Source organism: Spirulina subsalsa FACHB-351 (assembly GCF_026130165.1).
GTDB classification, from domain to species: Bacteria; Cyanobacteriota; Cyanobacteriia; order Cyanobacteriales; family Spirulinaceae; genus Spirulina_A; species Spirulina_A subsalsa_A.
In genome coordinates this window covers 22601-37434 of the sequence record NZ_JAIHOM010000001.1, presented here as the reverse complement: position 1 = coordinate 37434, position 14834 = coordinate 22601, and the positions used below count along the sequence as shown (strand labels likewise).

Below are 14834 nucleotides of genomic sequence, written 5' to 3'. Positions count from 1 at the left end.
GATTACATTTGAGCAGTAGGCTGTTGACTGATGGGGTGCGATCGCTGACGGTGACGAGTTTGGTACACTTTAATGGGTCGATCAATGCCCTTAAACGTGCGCTCCCCCAGCAAATAAAAGCCTTGAGGCCGTTTTAGCCGCTTATAGGTATCTTCCGAGATCACACATTCACAAGGGGGGCAAATCGCCTCCAAACGCGCCGCTAGATTCACCGTCGCCCCCAACACCGTATAATCCACCCGTTGGTGACTCCCCACATCCCCCACCACCGCTTTCCCACTATTAATCGCCACATGAATCTCTAACGGTTCAGGCCAAACCTTCGCCGCATTCAAACGGTCTAAATGGCGCAACATCCCCACCGCCGCCGCCACCGCCCGATCCGCGTGGTCAGATTGGGGCTCCGGTGCGCCAAAAAAGGCCATAATACAATCCCCAATAAACTTATCTAAAGTTCCCCCAAACTTAAACACATACTGCAACATCTCCTCAAAAAACCGATCCAACAGCTTGGCAATTTGCGCGGGAGTCATCCGTTCCGACATCGCCGTAAAACCCACCAAATCGGCGAAAATGATACTAATTTCCGCTTCCTTGGGTTTTAATCGTCCGTGATCCAACGCCCCCACCGCAATCAACTGTTGCACTACCGACGGGGAGTGATAACGTTCCAACTGTTGGCGAATTCGTTCCTCTCCTTGGAGTTTCCGCGTTAATAACCACCGTTGCACACTATAGGCCACCAAATTAGCCACCGTAGAGAAAAAGCTCAAATCCTCCTCATCTTCCGAGGCATCAGAAGTCTTTAAATTCAAACTCGCATCCGCATACATCACCCCCACCACTTGGTTTTTATCCCACAATGGCACCGCTAAGGCCCCGCGAATCCCTTTGGCTAAAATACTATGTTCCCCTTCAAAGCGTTTATCTTCTTGAGCATCAACGGTTTTAATCGCGACTTTTTCCTTAAAAACTTGCTTACAGATACTCCGACTAATCCAGCTATGAGTCCGGGTGTTCAGATAGTCGGGGAGTTCAAAACGAGTGGCCGCATCAATTAAGGTTAACTCCCCATTAGCATCCACATCCACCAACAGCGCCAGACGTTGAATATTTTTTAATTCCTTAAACACCACATCCTGCACCCGATTGAAAATAGCCTCAATAGACTCGGCTGAGTTTAAATCCTTGGCAATTTCCACCAAATACTGTAAACGAGAAATCGCCCGTTGCTGAATATTAAACGTTTCCCCCCGGCTGGTATCTTCGGATTGTAACCACTGCCTTTGTAACTCCTCCGCATTGCGCAAAATCGTCATGCGGGTGGGACTGTGAGAAACTTCTGTTGTGTGGGTAACGGTACTCGATTCAATGAGATAGGTAATCAGGAAAGCATTCCCCACCTGCACAATGTCGTTATGGTGCAGAGGGAGAGATCCCTGTAATTGAACCTGATTAAGGAGTGTGCCATTGGTACTCCCTAAGTCCTCAATCATCCATTCCTGGGCGGAGTTTTGAAAAATCCGGGTATGGTGTCGAGAAATTTCCGAAAATGGTAGACATAGATCACACTCAGGTAGACGACCAATGATAAATTCAGATGATGCTACACTTACCACTCGTTCCGGAGTCCCTTCAATATGTAAGCGTAGCCGTAACTCTGTCATAATTTACTCCCAGTCTGAGGGGGGCTAGGGTTGGGTAACAAGACCAACAGGGTTGAGTTGAGTTGGTTTTTCTCCACTCTACTCAATATTTTGGCTATTGGAGGTGATCAGCGTTCACCGTGTCAAATTGATAACACTAGATTTTTTGTAGTTGCACTCTGTTCGGTCAAACCCAAGAACTAAGGTAAGTGTAGCGAATAACTGGGGGGAGTACCACTCAGGGGGGGGGATTTCCCCCCAGATCGGTCAAGAGGGGGTCACATAAGCCACAATGAAGGAAGAACGCATCTAACCCAAAGAAATTATGACTGACCTCCTTTCTATTACTGAGATCGGTGATCCTATTTTGCGCCAAAAGGCTGACCCCCTAGAGAATATTTTAGACCCGGCTTGGCAAGGGTGGATGGATCGTCTGATTGCCACGGGATTAGCGGCCAAGGGGGTGGGGATTGCAGCGCCTCAAGTGTCCCAGTCTTGCCGTTTGTTTGTGGTGGCCTCTCGACCAAATGGGCGCTATCCCCATGCTCCACAGATGGAACCGACGGTGATGATTAACCCCTCTATTTTGGGCTATTCGGGGGAAATGGTGAAGGATTGGGAGGGGTGTTTGAGTGTGCCGGGTGTCCGGGGTTTGGTGAAGCGCGATCGCCATATTGAGGTCAGTTATTTGGACCGTTGGGGACAACCTCAACAAGGGGTTTTAACGGATTTTGTGGCGCGGATTTTTCAACATGAGTTAGATCATCTCGATGGTATTTTATTTGTGGATCGTTTAGAAAGTGAAGCGGATCGTTTCACTGAGGAAGAATATCAAGCCCTACTCATTCCCTAAGTCTCTCTTTCTCCATCGTTTTTCAATGAAATTTTAAACAAAACAGCCTAAATTCTTGCCCCCAATTCCCTATTTCCATTCACTCAACTGATTTTAGGATAGCCCGATGATGAAATCAAGTACAACACGCTATGCTGGCTTGTTGGGGGCTTTAGGCTCACCAGTCCGCTTATTTATTGTCCGGTTTCTGGTGAAAAAGTACCCCCACGAAATTACAGTAGCCGAATTACTGGAACGAATTAAGATTTCCAGTTCTGGGCTTTCTCGTCATTTGGATAGGTTAAAACAACAGGGTATTATTCGGGTGAGAAAAGATAAACAATATGTTTTTTATTCCCTGAATACGGAGGTTTTAGAGGATTTAATTGCCTTTTTTTATACAGAATGTTGTGTAAAACAGCATATTGTGGATTGGCATAAAATTACCCAACACAATGAGGAGTTTTTGTTGGGTCAAATTCTCCATAGAAATCCGCAACAAGAGGATTTAGAGGCTTTTATTCCCCATCATATTTATGAGCGCTTGGGGGGAAAAGCGGTGCAGGTGTTGCTGTTGGCGCGGATGGAAGCGATGCGCTTAGGGCAGGAGAAAATAGAGGCGGAACATATTCTTTTAGGCTTGTTGGGGGAAGGCAGTGGGGGGGCGGCACGGGCTTTGAAGATGGTGGGTTTAGACCTAACACAAGCGCGGTCTTTTGTCAAGAGTCGGTTAGGGACTCAAAAAGGGGGGATTATGGCATTTTCCCCGATGGCTCAACAGGTTTTACAGTTTTCTCTGGAGGAGGCGATCGCATCGGGTCATATTTTGATTGGCAGTGAGCATTTACTGTTAGGGGTGACTCGTCTCTGGAAGAAGTTACTCCCCCACCCTGAACAATTTTGTCCAGCCTTGGTGTTACTGACGGAATTGGGGATAGATCCCCCCACTTTAGAAAAATCTCTGCGCGGTGCTTAATCTTTCAGCATAACCGCTCAGGGGATGGGCAAAAATTTGTCCTGATGAATAGCAAGAAACTCCGTATCAGGAAATAGAAACCTGACACGGATTAAATTTGCTATGCACACATACATTACAGTAGTTCTCCTGAGCTTACTATCAATTGTTCCGGCTGTGAAGGCGGGATTAACTGAAATCAGCACGGTGCCCGAGCCTCTGCAAATTAGTTCAGCCCAGCCTAGCGCGGGGTCTGACACTTGTACGGATTACTGCTCTAGCGATCGCGGTAGTGGCCGAGTGAACCGTTATAAAGGCTATAAAGAGTTAGATGCAACGAAGGAGCGCGGTAGTGGACGACTGGAAGAAAAAACCCCAAAAGAAATGGCTTAAAATCCATTTGTAACCCAATCATCAGGGACACGAGAGAGTGTCCCTTTTTGCTGTTTTCCTCTTCAAAAGGGCAGCGAGAAGCCTAGGGCGGTTTTCACTCGCTCTAACACCACTTGGGCGCTCTGTTCGGCTTTTTGGCGACCTTGCCGTAAAATGCCCTCTAAATAGCCGGGATCTGCCATAATGTCCTGATATTTGGTTTGGATGGGTTGCAGGGCGGCAATGGTGGTTTCTGTTAACAGGGGTTTAAATTGCCCCCAGCCCATATCTTGACATTCTTGAGCGACGGCCTCTTTGGTTTGCCCGGAGAGTAGGGCATAGAGGGTGAGCAGGTTATTACATTCGGGACGTTCGGGGTTATCAAATTCTAGGCCTTTGATGGGATCGGTTTTGCAGCGTTTAATTTTTTTGGCGATCGCATCGGGACTATCCAACAAGTTAATCCGACTTTGCTCTGAGGGATCGGACTTCGACATTTTCTTTGTACCATCGGTTAAGCTCATCACCCTTGCCCCATCTTTACGGATTAAGGGATCGGGCAGTTTTAACACAGGTTGCTCTGGTGTGCCGAATTGATCATTAATCCGAATCACAATATCCCGCGTTAACTCAATATGCTGCTTTTGGTCTTCCCCGACTGGGACTAAATCCGCATCATAGAGCAAAATATCCGCCGCCATCAGTACCGGATAATCTAATAACCCTACGCTGACATTTTCCCCCTGTTTAATCGCTTTTTCTTTAAACTGAATCATCCGTTCTAGCCAGTTGATGGGGGTGACACAGTTCAATAACCAAGCGAGTTCACTGTGGGCTGAAATGTGGGACTGAACAAAAATCGTAGAATATTGTAGGTCAATACCACAAGCTAGATAAAGGGCGGCGATCGCATAAGTATCAGCCGCCAAGCTGGCCGGATTGTGGGGAACTGTAATGGCGTGTAAATCCACCACACAGAAATAATTGTCATAGTCCTGTTGAGACTCTACCCAGTTGCGGATTGCCCCTAAATAGTTGCCTAAATGTAAATTCCCGGTAGGTTGAACTCCTGAAAGAACTCGCTTTTTACTCATGCGTCTTAGTAAGTGGAAGGTCGTCTACGCTTCACGTAATGGTTTTCCTTCCTCAATTATGCCTAAAGATGTCCCCGGTTTATCCCATCCAGCATTTCAACAATTGTCAATTTTTGACCTGTTGAAATAGATAGAATTCCCGTCCGTTTACGGCGGGGCGGATGTCAAGGCTAACTGTTTACTCTAACGATAGCAGCCAAGGGACAGCGACAGCCCCCCCTTCAAAGGCGGCAAAAGGAACCCCACTGGGACTCAGAGTAAAATACTGTAACTCTACCTTTTGACGGGTATAGGGTAAAACCACTTGATCCCCTGCTTTTAACCCTTCATATTCCGACAAACGGACAATTTCTTTTTTTTCGCGACGTTTAGGTTTTTCCACTTTGGTGGATTGTTGGGGTTTTTTGAGGGTTTGGGTGGGACGACTCACGGGGGGAATCGGCCGCTGGGGGGGAATGGCTTCTGGGGGATGGTTGGTTTCGGTTTTCTTGTTCACTGTCATGCCTAACCCTTTGCTTTAATCCTTCTTCTCACGTTAGCAGTTTCGTTTCGCTTCTGTTTAATTGTTCCGAGGGCAAATTTCCTCAACCGGAACAATTGCCTGCGTGTTAGCCTGTGGACTAGATGGTTTGCAGTATATTTTGATAGTATATTTGAACTAGCAAAATCTCAAGGCTTAATAGTAGATTATGAAAACTCGCTTTGGCTTGGCACTGTTTTTGAGTTTGTTTTTAACGGTTTCTCTGTCTCCGGCCTATGGACAAAGTTCACGCATTGAACAACTGTTTCAAGCGGGGAATAGGGCTTATCAGGAGGGGAATTATGAGGGGGCTGTAGGGATTTGGCAACAGGTGCTGGAGATGGCTCCGGATAATCCTTCGGCTTATATTAATTTGGGTCTGGCGTTGATGGAACAGGGGGCCGTGGATGAGGCGGTGGCGGCCTATCAAAAGGCGATTGAACTAGACCCGAATAATGCGATCGCCTACAACAATTTGGGCAATGCTTTTAAAGCCCAGAATAACCTCTCGGTGGCGCGTTCTGCCTATCAACAGGCTATTGATCTTGACCCGAATTTTGCCATTGCCTACAGTAATTTGGGGGTCGTATTACGGGCCCAAGGCCGGACGAGAGATGCCCTGAATGCGTACCGTCGTGCGATCGCCCTTGACCCCAATTATGCCCAAGCTCATAATAATCTCGGCAACCTTCTTAGCGCCCAAGGCAACTTAGAACAAGCCATTCAAGCCTATGCCCGGGCTATTCAAATTGAACCCACGGCCACCCGCTACTATAATTTAGGCATTACCCTGATGGCGCAGGGCAATTATCCCCAAGCCATTGACGCTTATCTAAAAGCCCTTGAATTGGAGGAGAATCATCTTGAAGCCTATATCAATCTGGGAATTGCCTACAAAGCCAATGAGCAACTAGAGGCAGCACTTGAGGCTTATCAACGGGCGATTGCTTTGGATGGGAATAATGCGATCGCCTACAGTAACCTCGGCAACGTTTTAAGCGAAATGGGACAACTAGAGGAAGCCATTGCCGCCCACCGTCGCGCTGTGCAACTCCAACCTAGTGCTATCCGCCATAATAACCTCGGGTCTGCCCTTGCCCAAAGTGGGGATCTCGCAGGAGCTAAACAGCAGTTTGAACGGGCTTTACGTTTAGATCGAAACTACACTACAGCGCGGGAAAATTTGCAGATTATTGAACAAGCTTTGAGTAGTGATGAATAGGCAATCGGCAAGGCTGACAAGTTCAGCCTGAATGTCCTTTTGTCTCAGGGAATTAATAATTAATACTTGATAATTAGGACTTGCTGAATAACTCGGGGAGTCGGGAATAGGGAATAGGTGAAATGACTCAAAACAGGAAAACGAATAGTTACGAGAGAGACTATCATCAATGGACAATAGAACAAGCTCAGGCCTTGCGAAATTTGGTTAATACTTATCACAACTGGCAGGAGTTACAAGACTTAGACTGGGACAATATTATTGAGGAAATTGAAAGTTTGGGACGGAGTGAATATAATGCGGTCGTTAGTTTATTAAGAAGACAAATTGAACATCGTTTAAAAGTTGACTACGTTCCTTTAGAAGAATGTCATAGGAAATGGAAGGCGGAAGTCATTGCTTTTCAGAAAAATTTAAAAGGTAAATACGCCCCCAGTATGAAGCCTAAACTTGAAAACCAGTTCACCGAGATTTATCAGGATGCCGTTGAAATTGTTGAAGCTGAATATGACGTCAATTTACCGGAGCAATCCCCTTATTCTCTTGACGATTTGATCTTTTGACCCCATCCTAGGGAGAATTCATGAATTCCCCCTAGTCCCTATTCCCTTGATCACCGGATTGAATGCGATCGCCCCAAAGTTTTTGTAGATACCCTAAAATCAACAATCCCCCCCCCGTACTCAAGGTCGCCAACACCCAAAAACCATGAACAATGGCGGGTTTTTGGTCCAGCGCCCAGCCCCCTAAAGGAGGGCCAATGAGGTAGCCAATCGCCCAACATTGGGAATTCAGGGAGAGGTAAATTCCCCGTAGGGATTGAGGGGCCAGATCAACCACAAAACTGGAGGCAAAGGGGACATAACTCACCGTGGAAGCGGCTAAAATGCCCAAGCTGAGGACAGCCGGGATAATGGCATAATCAGACACCTGTCCCGTTAGCCAAACACAGGCAAATCCCGCCCCCCAGCCACAGAGAGAAAACATCAGGGCATGGGGACGGCTAAAATGACTGAGAATCCGCACCATAGGCAATTGTAAGAGGGCGGCTAAGACAATATGAAAACTGAATAACAGGCTAATGGTTTGGGGGGGGAATCCGGTGTCGTTAGCACTGCCGGGGACAAAGTTGGAGAAGTAGAGGGGGAGACTACTTTGAATTTGGGAAATGTAGGTGGTGAAGAGGACGTTAACGACAAGATAGATCAGGAAAAGGCGATCGCCCAGTGCCAACACCCAACGCTGGGAAAGTGACTCACTCGAAGGATTACCTTGACGAGTTTCTGCGATCGCCCCATAGATCAAGCCGAAAAACAAAACAAACGAGATCCCATCCACCACAAACAACCAACGATAGAGGCCTAGGGTCGCCATGAAGCCCCCTAAAATTACCCCCACCCCCAATCCAATCATATCCGCCAAACGAGTCACCGCAAACGCTTCATCGCGCTTCTCGACCCCCGTAGAATCGGCTACCACCGCCTCCGTTGCCGGCCAGTACAAACCAATACCCAACCCCATACACAAACAACCCAACACCAACAGAGGGAAATTGTGGGTCAGGAAAAACACCCCATCGGCCAAAGCCGAAATGGCCGCCGACAGTAACAACGTTTTGCGTCTCCCCCACTCAGGAGAATCCGATAAACTGCCCCCCACAAAGCGCCCCACGATACCAGAAACAGCCTGACTCCCTAATGCTAGTCCCACCTGAGTCGTCGAGAGTCCCACTTGATTGACAAAGAAAATGGGGGCATAAAAAAGTGTGAATCCTGTCCCCACTTGAGACAATAAACGACCAAACGCTAAAATCCAAACCGGAATAGGGAGTTGGGGAAACCAAGATTTCATAAGTTTGGTGCGGACTAAGATTCAGGTTAATACTTAAAGCTAAACTCGGACAAAAAGAGGGTACGTTTGCGCGTACCCTAAGGGGCTAAAAAAAATGAATTACCCAAAAAATTGATCTTTAAAATCAAGATTCAAAAGTTGTCCCTAATCGAGATAACCAATTAAAGTACTCATGTCTTCAATTTCATTAGAAGCCACTGGACGATTGCCCATAATACTGTAACTCTGGCTAATAGCTAACGTACTTTTCATGATGGGACGATTGCCCGACACCACCATACTGCTACTGATATCTAAGCCACTGGAAGTCACCGGACGTAAGCCCATCGTATCGTAAGTTCCCACCACTTTTAGATGACTGGGTTCAATCGGGCGGTTTTGGGGTAATCTGGTGGAAGATTGGTAGACTAAACCCGCAGATTTCTGACTAGCGGGAGCCAAACCCCCTTGAGAAGTAGCTGCCACAATTCCTGTTTCTGGTTTACCCATTTCCTCTTTTCCTTTATTGTCTTTACTGGTGTTATCTTTGTTTATGGTATCTTTACTGGTGTTATCTCTGCCATTAACAGCCGTTGCATTATCACCACTCACAGTTTTTTCTCCCTTGTCTTCAGAAGTTTTTGCATCAGAAGTTTTTGCATCAGAAGTTTTTGCATCAGAAGTTTTTAGATCCGGTGTCTTGTTGCTCGAACTTTGAGTTGTAACACTGTTTTTCACAGGTTTGGGTGCTTTGGCGGCATTGCTCATCTTAGTTGGTTAACCCTTGGGCTTGTACTAGGTGGACTGCTCTACTACAATTTTAAGAATAAGTGGCTAAATTTTAAACTTAATTTAACGTCGGTCGAAGCTCCCCACTCTAAAAATACAGGGATCTGTAACAATAATCTATAAAAATTCATGATTGGGGCGAAAAGTTTTACTTTATGGCGCAATTCCACCTCCAAGCACCCTTTACACCGACGGGAGATCAACCTGCGGCGATCGCACAACTGACGGATTTAGTCCAACAAGGCAACCGTTTACAAACCCTCCTCGGGGCAACCGGCACCGGAAAAACCTTTACCATTGCCAGTGTCATCGCCAATATCGGTAAACCGACCCTCGTCCTTGCCCATAATAAAACCCTAGCGGCTCAATTGTGCAACGAATTGCGGCAATTTTTCCCCGAAAATGCGGTTGAATACTTTATTAGTTATTACGACTATTATCAACCCGAGGCCTATCTTCCGGTGAGTGATACCTATATTGAAAAAACCGCCTCTATTAACGATGAAATCGATATGTTGCGCCACTCTGCGACTCGCTCCCTCTTTGAACGGGATGATGTAATTGTAGTGGCTTCAATTAGTTGTATTTATGGCTTAGGGATACCTGCGGAATACCTCAAAGCGGCCATTCCTCTACGAGTCGGAGCAGAATGTGATCAACGGCAATTATTACGGGATTTAGTCTCGGTGCAATATAGCCGCAATGATACCGAACTAAAGCGCAGCAATTTCCGTCTGAAGGGAGATGTTTTAGAAATTGTCCCCGCCTACGAGGATCGGGTGATTCGCCTTGAGTTTTTTGGCGATGAAATAGACGGCATTCGTTATTTAGATCCCCTCACGGGAGAAATTCTACAAAGTCTCTCGGCCGTGAATATTTACCCCGCCCGCCACTTTGTCACGCCTGATGAGAAGTTAGAGTCTGCTTGTCAAGACATTGAAACAGAACTTAACGAACAATTAGAAGCCCTACAAAAGGCGGGTAAACTATTAGAAGCTCAACGGTTGGAACAGCGTACCCGTTACGATTTAGAGATGTTGCGACAAGTGGGCTACTGTAACGGAGTGGAAAATTATTCTCGCCATTTAGCCGGACGAAAAGCAGGAGAACCGCCGGAATGTTTAGTGGATTATTTTCCGAAAGATTGGCTATTAGTTATTGATGAATCTCATGTTACAGTTCCCCAAATTCGGGGGATGTACAATGGCGATCAAGCCCGGAAAAAGGTACTGGTTGATCATGGGTTTCGTTTACCCAGTGCGGCGGATAATCGACCTTTAAAAGCCGAGGAGTTTTGGGCTAAAGTGAACCAATGTATTTTTGTTTCAGCCACTCCGGGAGATTGGGAAATGGAACAGTCGGGGGAGGCGATTGTAGAACAAATTATCCGACCGACAGGAGTCCTTGATCCAGAAATTTTTGTGCGACCGACAGAGGGACAGGTTGATGATTTATATGGGGAAATTCAAGACCGGGTGAAACGACAGGAGCGGGTGTTAATTACAACGCTAACTAAACGAATGGCGGAGGATTTAACGGAATATTTCCAAGAACATAATATTCGGGTGCGTTATCTCCATTCTGAAATTCAATCCATCCAACGGATTGAGATTTTACAGGGGTTACGAGAAGGGGAGTTTGATGTGTTAATTGGGGTGAATTTGTTGCGGGAAGGTTTAGATTTGCCGGAAGTGTCTTTAGTGGTGATTATGGACGCGGATAAAGAAGGGTTTTTGCGGGCTGAACGCTCTTTGATTCAAACCATTGGTCGAGCAGCGCGTCATGTGCGAGGTCAGGCGATTTTATATGCCGATAATCTGACAAATAGTATGATTCGGGCGATTGACGAAACGGAACGCCGTCGGGGGATTCAACTGGCTTACAATAAACGGCACAATATTACACCCCAACCGATTCAAAAGCGATCGCCCAATGCGATTCTGGCTTTCTTGGACATTTCCCGTCGTCTAAATCGTCAGGAATTAGAACAAATCTATGAAGTTCAGGCTGACTTGCCGTTAGAGCAGATTCCGACCTTGATTGAACAGTTAGAAGTGCAGATGAAAGAGGCCGCCCAAAAGCTGGAATTTGAGGAAGCGGCTAAGTATCGAGATCGCATCCAAAAATTGCGCGATCGCCTCTTAGGTCATATCTAGGGCTTGTTCCCTAGCCCCACAAGTAGAGTTATTTAGCAAGCCCTAGGTCAATTAAACCGTCTCCACAAACTGACGAATTCGGTCTAATCCCTTGGCAATAGATTCCATATCTGTCGCATAGGACATCCGAATACAATCATCAGCCCCAAAAGCCGCCCCCGGAATCACGGCCACTTGATGGGCTTCTAACAACTTACTGCAAAAATCCACCGAAGATAAACCCGTTTCGCCGATGTTGACGAACACATAAAATGCCCCCTCGGGAGTAGGACAACTGAGTTTAGGCATCGACCCAATCTGTTCTAAGATGTACTTCCGACGCTCATCAAAGGCCTTGACCATCTGAGTCACTTGTTCCTGACTGCCTTCTATGGCCGCGATCGCACCATACTGAGCAAAGGTACAGACATTTGACGTACTGTGGCTTTGAATGGTGTTCATTGCCTTAATAATTTCAATTGGACCGGCCGCGTAACCAATCCGCCACCCCGTCATGGCGTAGCTTTTCGCGAAACCATTACTAATAATCGTCCGAGCAAAACTTTCTGGACTGACGGCCCCAATACTTAAATGGGTGGCTCCGTCGTAGAGGATTTTCTCGTAAATCTCATCGGAAACGACCCAGATATCTAATTCGACCACCATCGCGGCCAAAGCACGGATTTCATCGGGGGTATAAACGCAGCCTGTGGGATTAGAGGGAGAGTTCAGGACAAATAACTTGGTTTTGGGTGTAGTAGCCGCCTTAAGCTGTTCTGGGGTAATTTTGTAGCCATTGCTGGCATCTGTAGTCACAATCACCGGAGTTCCCCCGGCCAGCTTCACCATTTCTGGATAACTCAGCCAATAGGGAGCGGGAATAATCACCTCATCCCCCGGCTCAATGAGAGCCAAAATCAAGTTAAATAGAGAGTATTTGCCCCCATTGGTGACAATTACGTTTTGAGCTTCGTAGTTCAGTTGATTGTCCTGTTGGAGTTTGCGGGCAATGGCTTCCCGGAGTTTCGGCTCCCCCGCCACCGGACCATAGCGGGTTTTCCCTTCATCTAGTGCCTTTTTGGCGGCTTCCTTGACATGAACGGGGGTATCGAAATCGGGTTCTCCGGCGCTAAAGCTACAGACATCTAATCCTTCGGCCTTCATCGCTTTAGCCTTTGCAGATATGGCTAGGGTAACAGAAGGCGGGACTTGGGCGACTCGTGAGGCTAGTTTCACAGTGAATAACACCCCCATTTCATGGTTTAGATTGTTTGGTGTTTTATTAGCCTAAAGTGCGATCGCCCAAATCCCCGATTTTTTCACTACTTTTTTAGATTGTGCCTTGATCGACTCCCCTATTTCCCTTCCTCCAACGCCCGGATCTGTAAATCCTCCAAGGAGATTACCCCTAGGGTCGCTTCATGGGTCGCTGACAATACCACTGGAGGGGCAACACCAGCCTCTAGGGCTTCTTTCCAGCGCCCAGCACACAAACACCAACGATCTCCGGCTTTTAGCCCCGGGAAATTATACTGGGGGGCTGGCGTGCTTAAATCATTGCCCTGTCGCCGAGTATAGTCCAAAAATTCCGCCGTCACTTGGGCGCATACCGTATGCAATCCGCGATCACCCGACCCAGTGTCACAGCAACCATTACGATAAAACCCCGTCAAGGGAGCAGTACAACAAATCTTTAAAGGTTCTCCTAATACATTTTTGGCATCAGACATTATTGGTAATTTATCCTCACGTTTCGGCAAATTTAACATTATGTAAACTATTTTAACTGGGGTGTTATAGCTCCCCTTAGTCAAAACAGGGTAAATTTGTGATTTATGTCACATTCTTAAGGCGAATAATTAGGTAAAAAACGATTGTTGAAAAATAATCAGCACCGCCAACCAACGAGCATCAGATTAATGTAGGGTAAGGCTTAAGGCTCTTTTTTACCCCCAAAAACCCCCAGATTGTTTAACATGGTTGTTGGCGTTCATTAAGCATCTTAAGGTTTTCTTTACAATTAACAATTCTCCACAAAAAAGTGGAATTACTCACAAAAAGCTCACATTTACTCAGTATTGTATAAACCGTAGGCGAAAAGCGTTCCATCTGCTATTAACCTTGATCCCCATTCCCAAGCCCTAGAAGATGAGCGCCAGTGACCAGCTTACTTTTGTCCCTGCTCCTGATTCACTCCCCCTAAGTCCTATGTCTCACGCATCTTGTCCTTGTTGTTCTTCTACACTTCTCCGCCATGTTAGGCACTCGGGTATTTATTGGTATTGTTCTCACTGCCACTCAGAAATGCCTAACTTTGCGGAACAGCCTCAACGGAATATCTTAGGCTTGTCTCAAGTCTCTGTCAGCACAGCGCTGGTGTTACAGTTTGAACGATCTAAAGTCGCTGTGGCTTCCTAGATTCCCTGCCGAGAGCTTAAGATACGGTTGTTCAGACCAGTTTTTTAAAGATTTTTTCAGATTTGTTCCCCGAGTTTTGACGTTTTTAACTTTTCTCCATTGATCCAGTTTTGATTGATCAGCCGGCCAGAATTGACGAGTTGGCTGGTTTTTTCTTGGTAGAAGTCTCCCAACGTCCCAGATAATAGATTGAAAACCCTTAAAACAGGAGAGACAACGTAAAGTATGGTGCGCACTGCTTCAACCATGTTACCTCTAGGAACCTCTGCCCCAGATTTTGAACTGCTGGATGTGGTATCCGGGAATCAGATTTCTTTAGCCAGCTTTGAGAACAAAAAAGCACTGTTGGTGATGTTTATTTGTCGTCACTGCCCTTTTGTCAAGCATATTCAAGAAGAATTAGCCCGCTTGGGAAACGATTATGGAGACAGTGAGTTAGGAATGGTGGCGATTAATTCTAATGATGTGGAAAACTACCCAGATGATGCTCCAGACCGCTTAAAGGATATGGCCCAGATGTTAGGCTTCACCTTTCCGATGGGATATGATGAGACGCAGGAGGTGGCTAAAGCTTATACGGCTGCCTGCACTCCAGATTTTTTCTTGTTTGATGGCGATCGCAAACTGGTTTATCGCGGTCAGTTAGATGATAGTCGTCCGGGCAATGATCTCCCGGTCAATGGTCAAGACCTACGCGCTGCCATTGATGCCCTTTTAACCAATCAACCCCTTCCCCCTGACCAAAAACCCAGTATTGGCTGTAATATCAAGTGGAAACCCGGTAATGAGCCTCCCTATTTTGGTGCTTAAACCGTTGCCAAATTCACCCATTTAGGGGATGTACTCAGATCCGTGAATTAGCTATGATAAAAGATGAGCTAGGAAATAACCAGTCGGTTATTTAGTGATAATGTGCATTATTCAACCTGCTGGAAACAGCAGGTTTTTTGTGTCAACCCGATTGTTCCCAGAGAAACCACAGTGCCTGAACGTAAAATTCCTGAAACTGTGCCAGTTTTGT

Annotated in this window: 15 protein-coding genes; 8 read left to right on the top strand and 7 right to left on the bottom strand. The window is 46.5% G+C overall.

Going from position 1 to position 14834, the window contains the following annotated elements:
* Positions 1–2: 2 nt before the first annotated feature.
* Positions 3–1667, bottom strand: a complete 1665-nt coding sequence (locus K4A83_RS00170) for an adenylate/guanylate cyclase domain-containing protein (protein WP_265262344.1) — start codon at positions 1665–1667, stop codon at positions 3–5.
* Between the two features lie 304 nt (positions 1668–1971).
* On the opposite strand from K4A83_RS00170, the gene def reads away from it, so the two are divergent.
* The 3 genes from def to K4A83_RS00155 all read left to right on the top strand — a co-directional run bounded on the left by def (position 1972) and on the right by K4A83_RS00155 (position 3826).
* Positions 1972–2499, top strand: a complete 528-nt coding sequence (def, locus tag K4A83_RS00165) for a peptide deformylase (protein WP_265262343.1) — start codon at positions 1972–1974, stop codon at positions 2497–2499.
* Between the two features lie 106 nt (positions 2500–2605).
* Positions 2606–3454, top strand: coding sequence for an ArsR/SmtB family transcription factor (locus tag K4A83_RS00160; RefSeq protein ID WP_265262342.1), 849 nt, complete (start codon positions 2606–2608; stop codon positions 3452–3454).
* A gap of 102 nt (positions 3455–3556) precedes the next feature.
* A complete protein-coding gene (locus tag K4A83_RS00155) occupies positions 3557–3826 on the top strand; it encodes a hypothetical protein (protein ID WP_265262341.1) in 270 nt (89 codons plus the stop codon).
* 62 nt (positions 3827–3888) lie between these two features.
* Here K4A83_RS00155 and trpS read toward each other — a convergent pair whose 3' ends face one another.
* Positions 3889–4899 (bottom strand): tryptophan--tRNA ligase, encoded by a 1011-nt coding sequence (gene trpS / locus K4A83_RS00150; protein WP_265262340.1) that lies wholly within the window; start codon positions 4897–4899, stop codon positions 3889–3891.
* 178 nt (positions 4900–5077) lie between these two features.
* Positions 5078–5401, bottom strand: a complete 324-nt coding sequence (locus K4A83_RS00145) for a hypothetical protein (protein ID WP_265262339.1) — start codon at positions 5399–5401, stop codon at positions 5078–5080.
* A 187-nt stretch (positions 5402–5588) separates the two neighbouring features.
* Between K4A83_RS00145 and K4A83_RS00140 the strand changes: the two genes are divergently transcribed.
* Together K4A83_RS00140 and K4A83_RS00135 are read left to right on the top strand one after the other, a co-directional pair.
* A complete protein-coding gene (locus tag K4A83_RS00140) occupies positions 5589–6641 on the top strand; it encodes a tetratricopeptide repeat protein (RefSeq protein ID WP_265262338.1) in 1053 nt (350 codons plus the stop codon).
* Positions 6642–6763: 122 nt separating this feature from the next.
* Positions 6764–7204: a DUF29 domain-containing protein gene (locus K4A83_RS00135; RefSeq protein WP_265262337.1), complete on the top strand. Its 441-nt coding sequence runs from the start codon at positions 6764–6766 to the stop codon at positions 7202–7204.
* Between the two features lie 31 nt (positions 7205–7235).
* On the opposite strand, the gene K4A83_RS00130 is transcribed toward K4A83_RS00135, so the two are convergent.
* Both K4A83_RS00130 and K4A83_RS00125 read right to left on the bottom strand, forming a co-directional pair.
* Positions 7236–8492, bottom strand: a complete 1257-nt coding sequence (locus K4A83_RS00130; protein WP_265262336.1) for an MFS transporter — start codon at positions 8490–8492, stop codon at positions 7236–7238.
* Positions 8493–8636: 144 nt separating this feature from the next.
* The gene (locus K4A83_RS00125) at positions 8637–9083 is read right to left on the bottom strand and encodes a hypothetical protein (RefSeq protein WP_265262335.1); all 447 of its coding nucleotides are present in this window, start codon (positions 9081–9083) and stop codon (positions 8637–8639) included.
* Positions 9084–9415: 332 nt separating this feature from the next.
* Between K4A83_RS00125 and uvrB the strand changes: the two genes are divergently transcribed.
* Positions 9416–11416 carry an excinuclease ABC subunit UvrB gene (uvrB, locus tag K4A83_RS00120; RefSeq protein ID WP_265262334.1) on the top strand — a complete coding sequence of 667 codons (2001 nt, stop codon included), beginning with the start codon at positions 9416–9418 and terminating at the stop codon, positions 11414–11416.
* Between the two features lie 51 nt (positions 11417–11467).
* On the opposite strand, the gene K4A83_RS00115 is transcribed toward uvrB, so the two are convergent.
* Both K4A83_RS00115 and K4A83_RS00110 read right to left on the bottom strand, forming a co-directional pair.
* Positions 11468–12631 carry a pyridoxal phosphate-dependent aminotransferase gene (locus K4A83_RS00115; protein ID WP_265262333.1) on the bottom strand — a complete coding sequence of 388 codons (1164 nt, stop codon included), beginning with the start codon at positions 12629–12631 and terminating at the stop codon, positions 11468–11470.
* 119 nt (positions 12632–12750) lie between these two features.
* A complete protein-coding gene (locus K4A83_RS00110) occupies positions 12751–13125 on the bottom strand; it encodes a DUF2237 family protein (RefSeq protein WP_265262332.1) in 375 nt (124 codons plus the stop codon).
* Positions 13126–13603: 478 nt separating this feature from the next.
* On the opposite strand from K4A83_RS00110, the gene K4A83_RS00105 reads away from it, so the two are divergent.
* Complete coding sequence (locus K4A83_RS00105; protein WP_265262331.1) at positions 13604–13813, top strand: hypothetical protein; 210 nt, start codon at positions 13604–13606, stop codon at positions 13811–13813.
* A gap of 225 nt (positions 13814–14038) precedes the next feature.
* The gene (locus K4A83_RS00100; protein WP_265262330.1) at positions 14039–14623 is read left to right on the top strand and encodes a thioredoxin family protein; all 585 of its coding nucleotides are present in this window, start codon (positions 14039–14041) and stop codon (positions 14621–14623) included.
* The last annotated feature ends 211 nt before the right edge of the window (positions 14624–14834 follow it).

Bases quoted from the DNA above. Each gene is read 5' to 3' on its own strand.
- K4A83_RS00110 (WP_265262332.1), bottom strand. From the start codon at position 13,125: ATGTCTGATGCCAAAAATGTATTAGGAGAACCTTTAAAGATTTGTTGT.
- K4A83_RS00135 (WP_265262337.1), top strand. From the start codon at position 6,764: ATGACTCAAAACAGGAAAACGAATAGTTACGAGAGAGACTATCATCAA.
- uvrB (WP_265262334.1), top strand. From the start codon at position 9,416: ATGGCGCAATTCCACCTCCAAGCACCCTTTACACCGACGGGAGATCAA.
- K4A83_RS00130 (WP_265262336.1), bottom strand. From the start codon at position 8,492: ATGAAATCTTGGTTTCCCCAACTCCCTATTCCGGTTTGGATTTTAGCG.
- K4A83_RS00105 (WP_265262331.1), top strand. From the start codon at position 13,604: ATGTCTCACGCATCTTGTCCTTGTTGTTCTTCTACACTTCTCCGCCAT.
- K4A83_RS00100 (WP_265262330.1), top strand. From the start codon at position 14,039: ATGGTGCGCACTGCTTCAACCATGTTACCTCTAGGAACCTCTGCCCCA.
- K4A83_RS00170 (WP_265262344.1), bottom strand. From the start codon at position 1,667: ATGACAGAGTTACGGCTACGCTTACATATTGAAGGGACTCCGGAACGA.
- K4A83_RS00155 (WP_265262341.1), top strand. From the start codon at position 3,557: ATGCACACATACATTACAGTAGTTCTCCTGAGCTTACTATCAATTGTT.
- K4A83_RS00145 (WP_265262339.1), bottom strand. From the start codon at position 5,401: ATGACAGTGAACAAGAAAACCGAAACCAACCATCCCCCAGAAGCCATT.
- trpS (WP_265262340.1), bottom strand. From the start codon at position 4,899: ATGAGTAAAAAGCGAGTTCTTTCAGGAGTTCAACCTACCGGGAATTTA.
- K4A83_RS00160 (WP_265262342.1), top strand. From the start codon at position 2,606: ATGATGAAATCAAGTACAACACGCTATGCTGGCTTGTTGGGGGCTTTA.
- K4A83_RS00140 (WP_265262338.1), top strand. From the start codon at position 5,589: ATGAAAACTCGCTTTGGCTTGGCACTGTTTTTGAGTTTGTTTTTAACG.
- def (WP_265262343.1), top strand. From the start codon at position 1,972: ATGACTGACCTCCTTTCTATTACTGAGATCGGTGATCCTATTTTGCGC.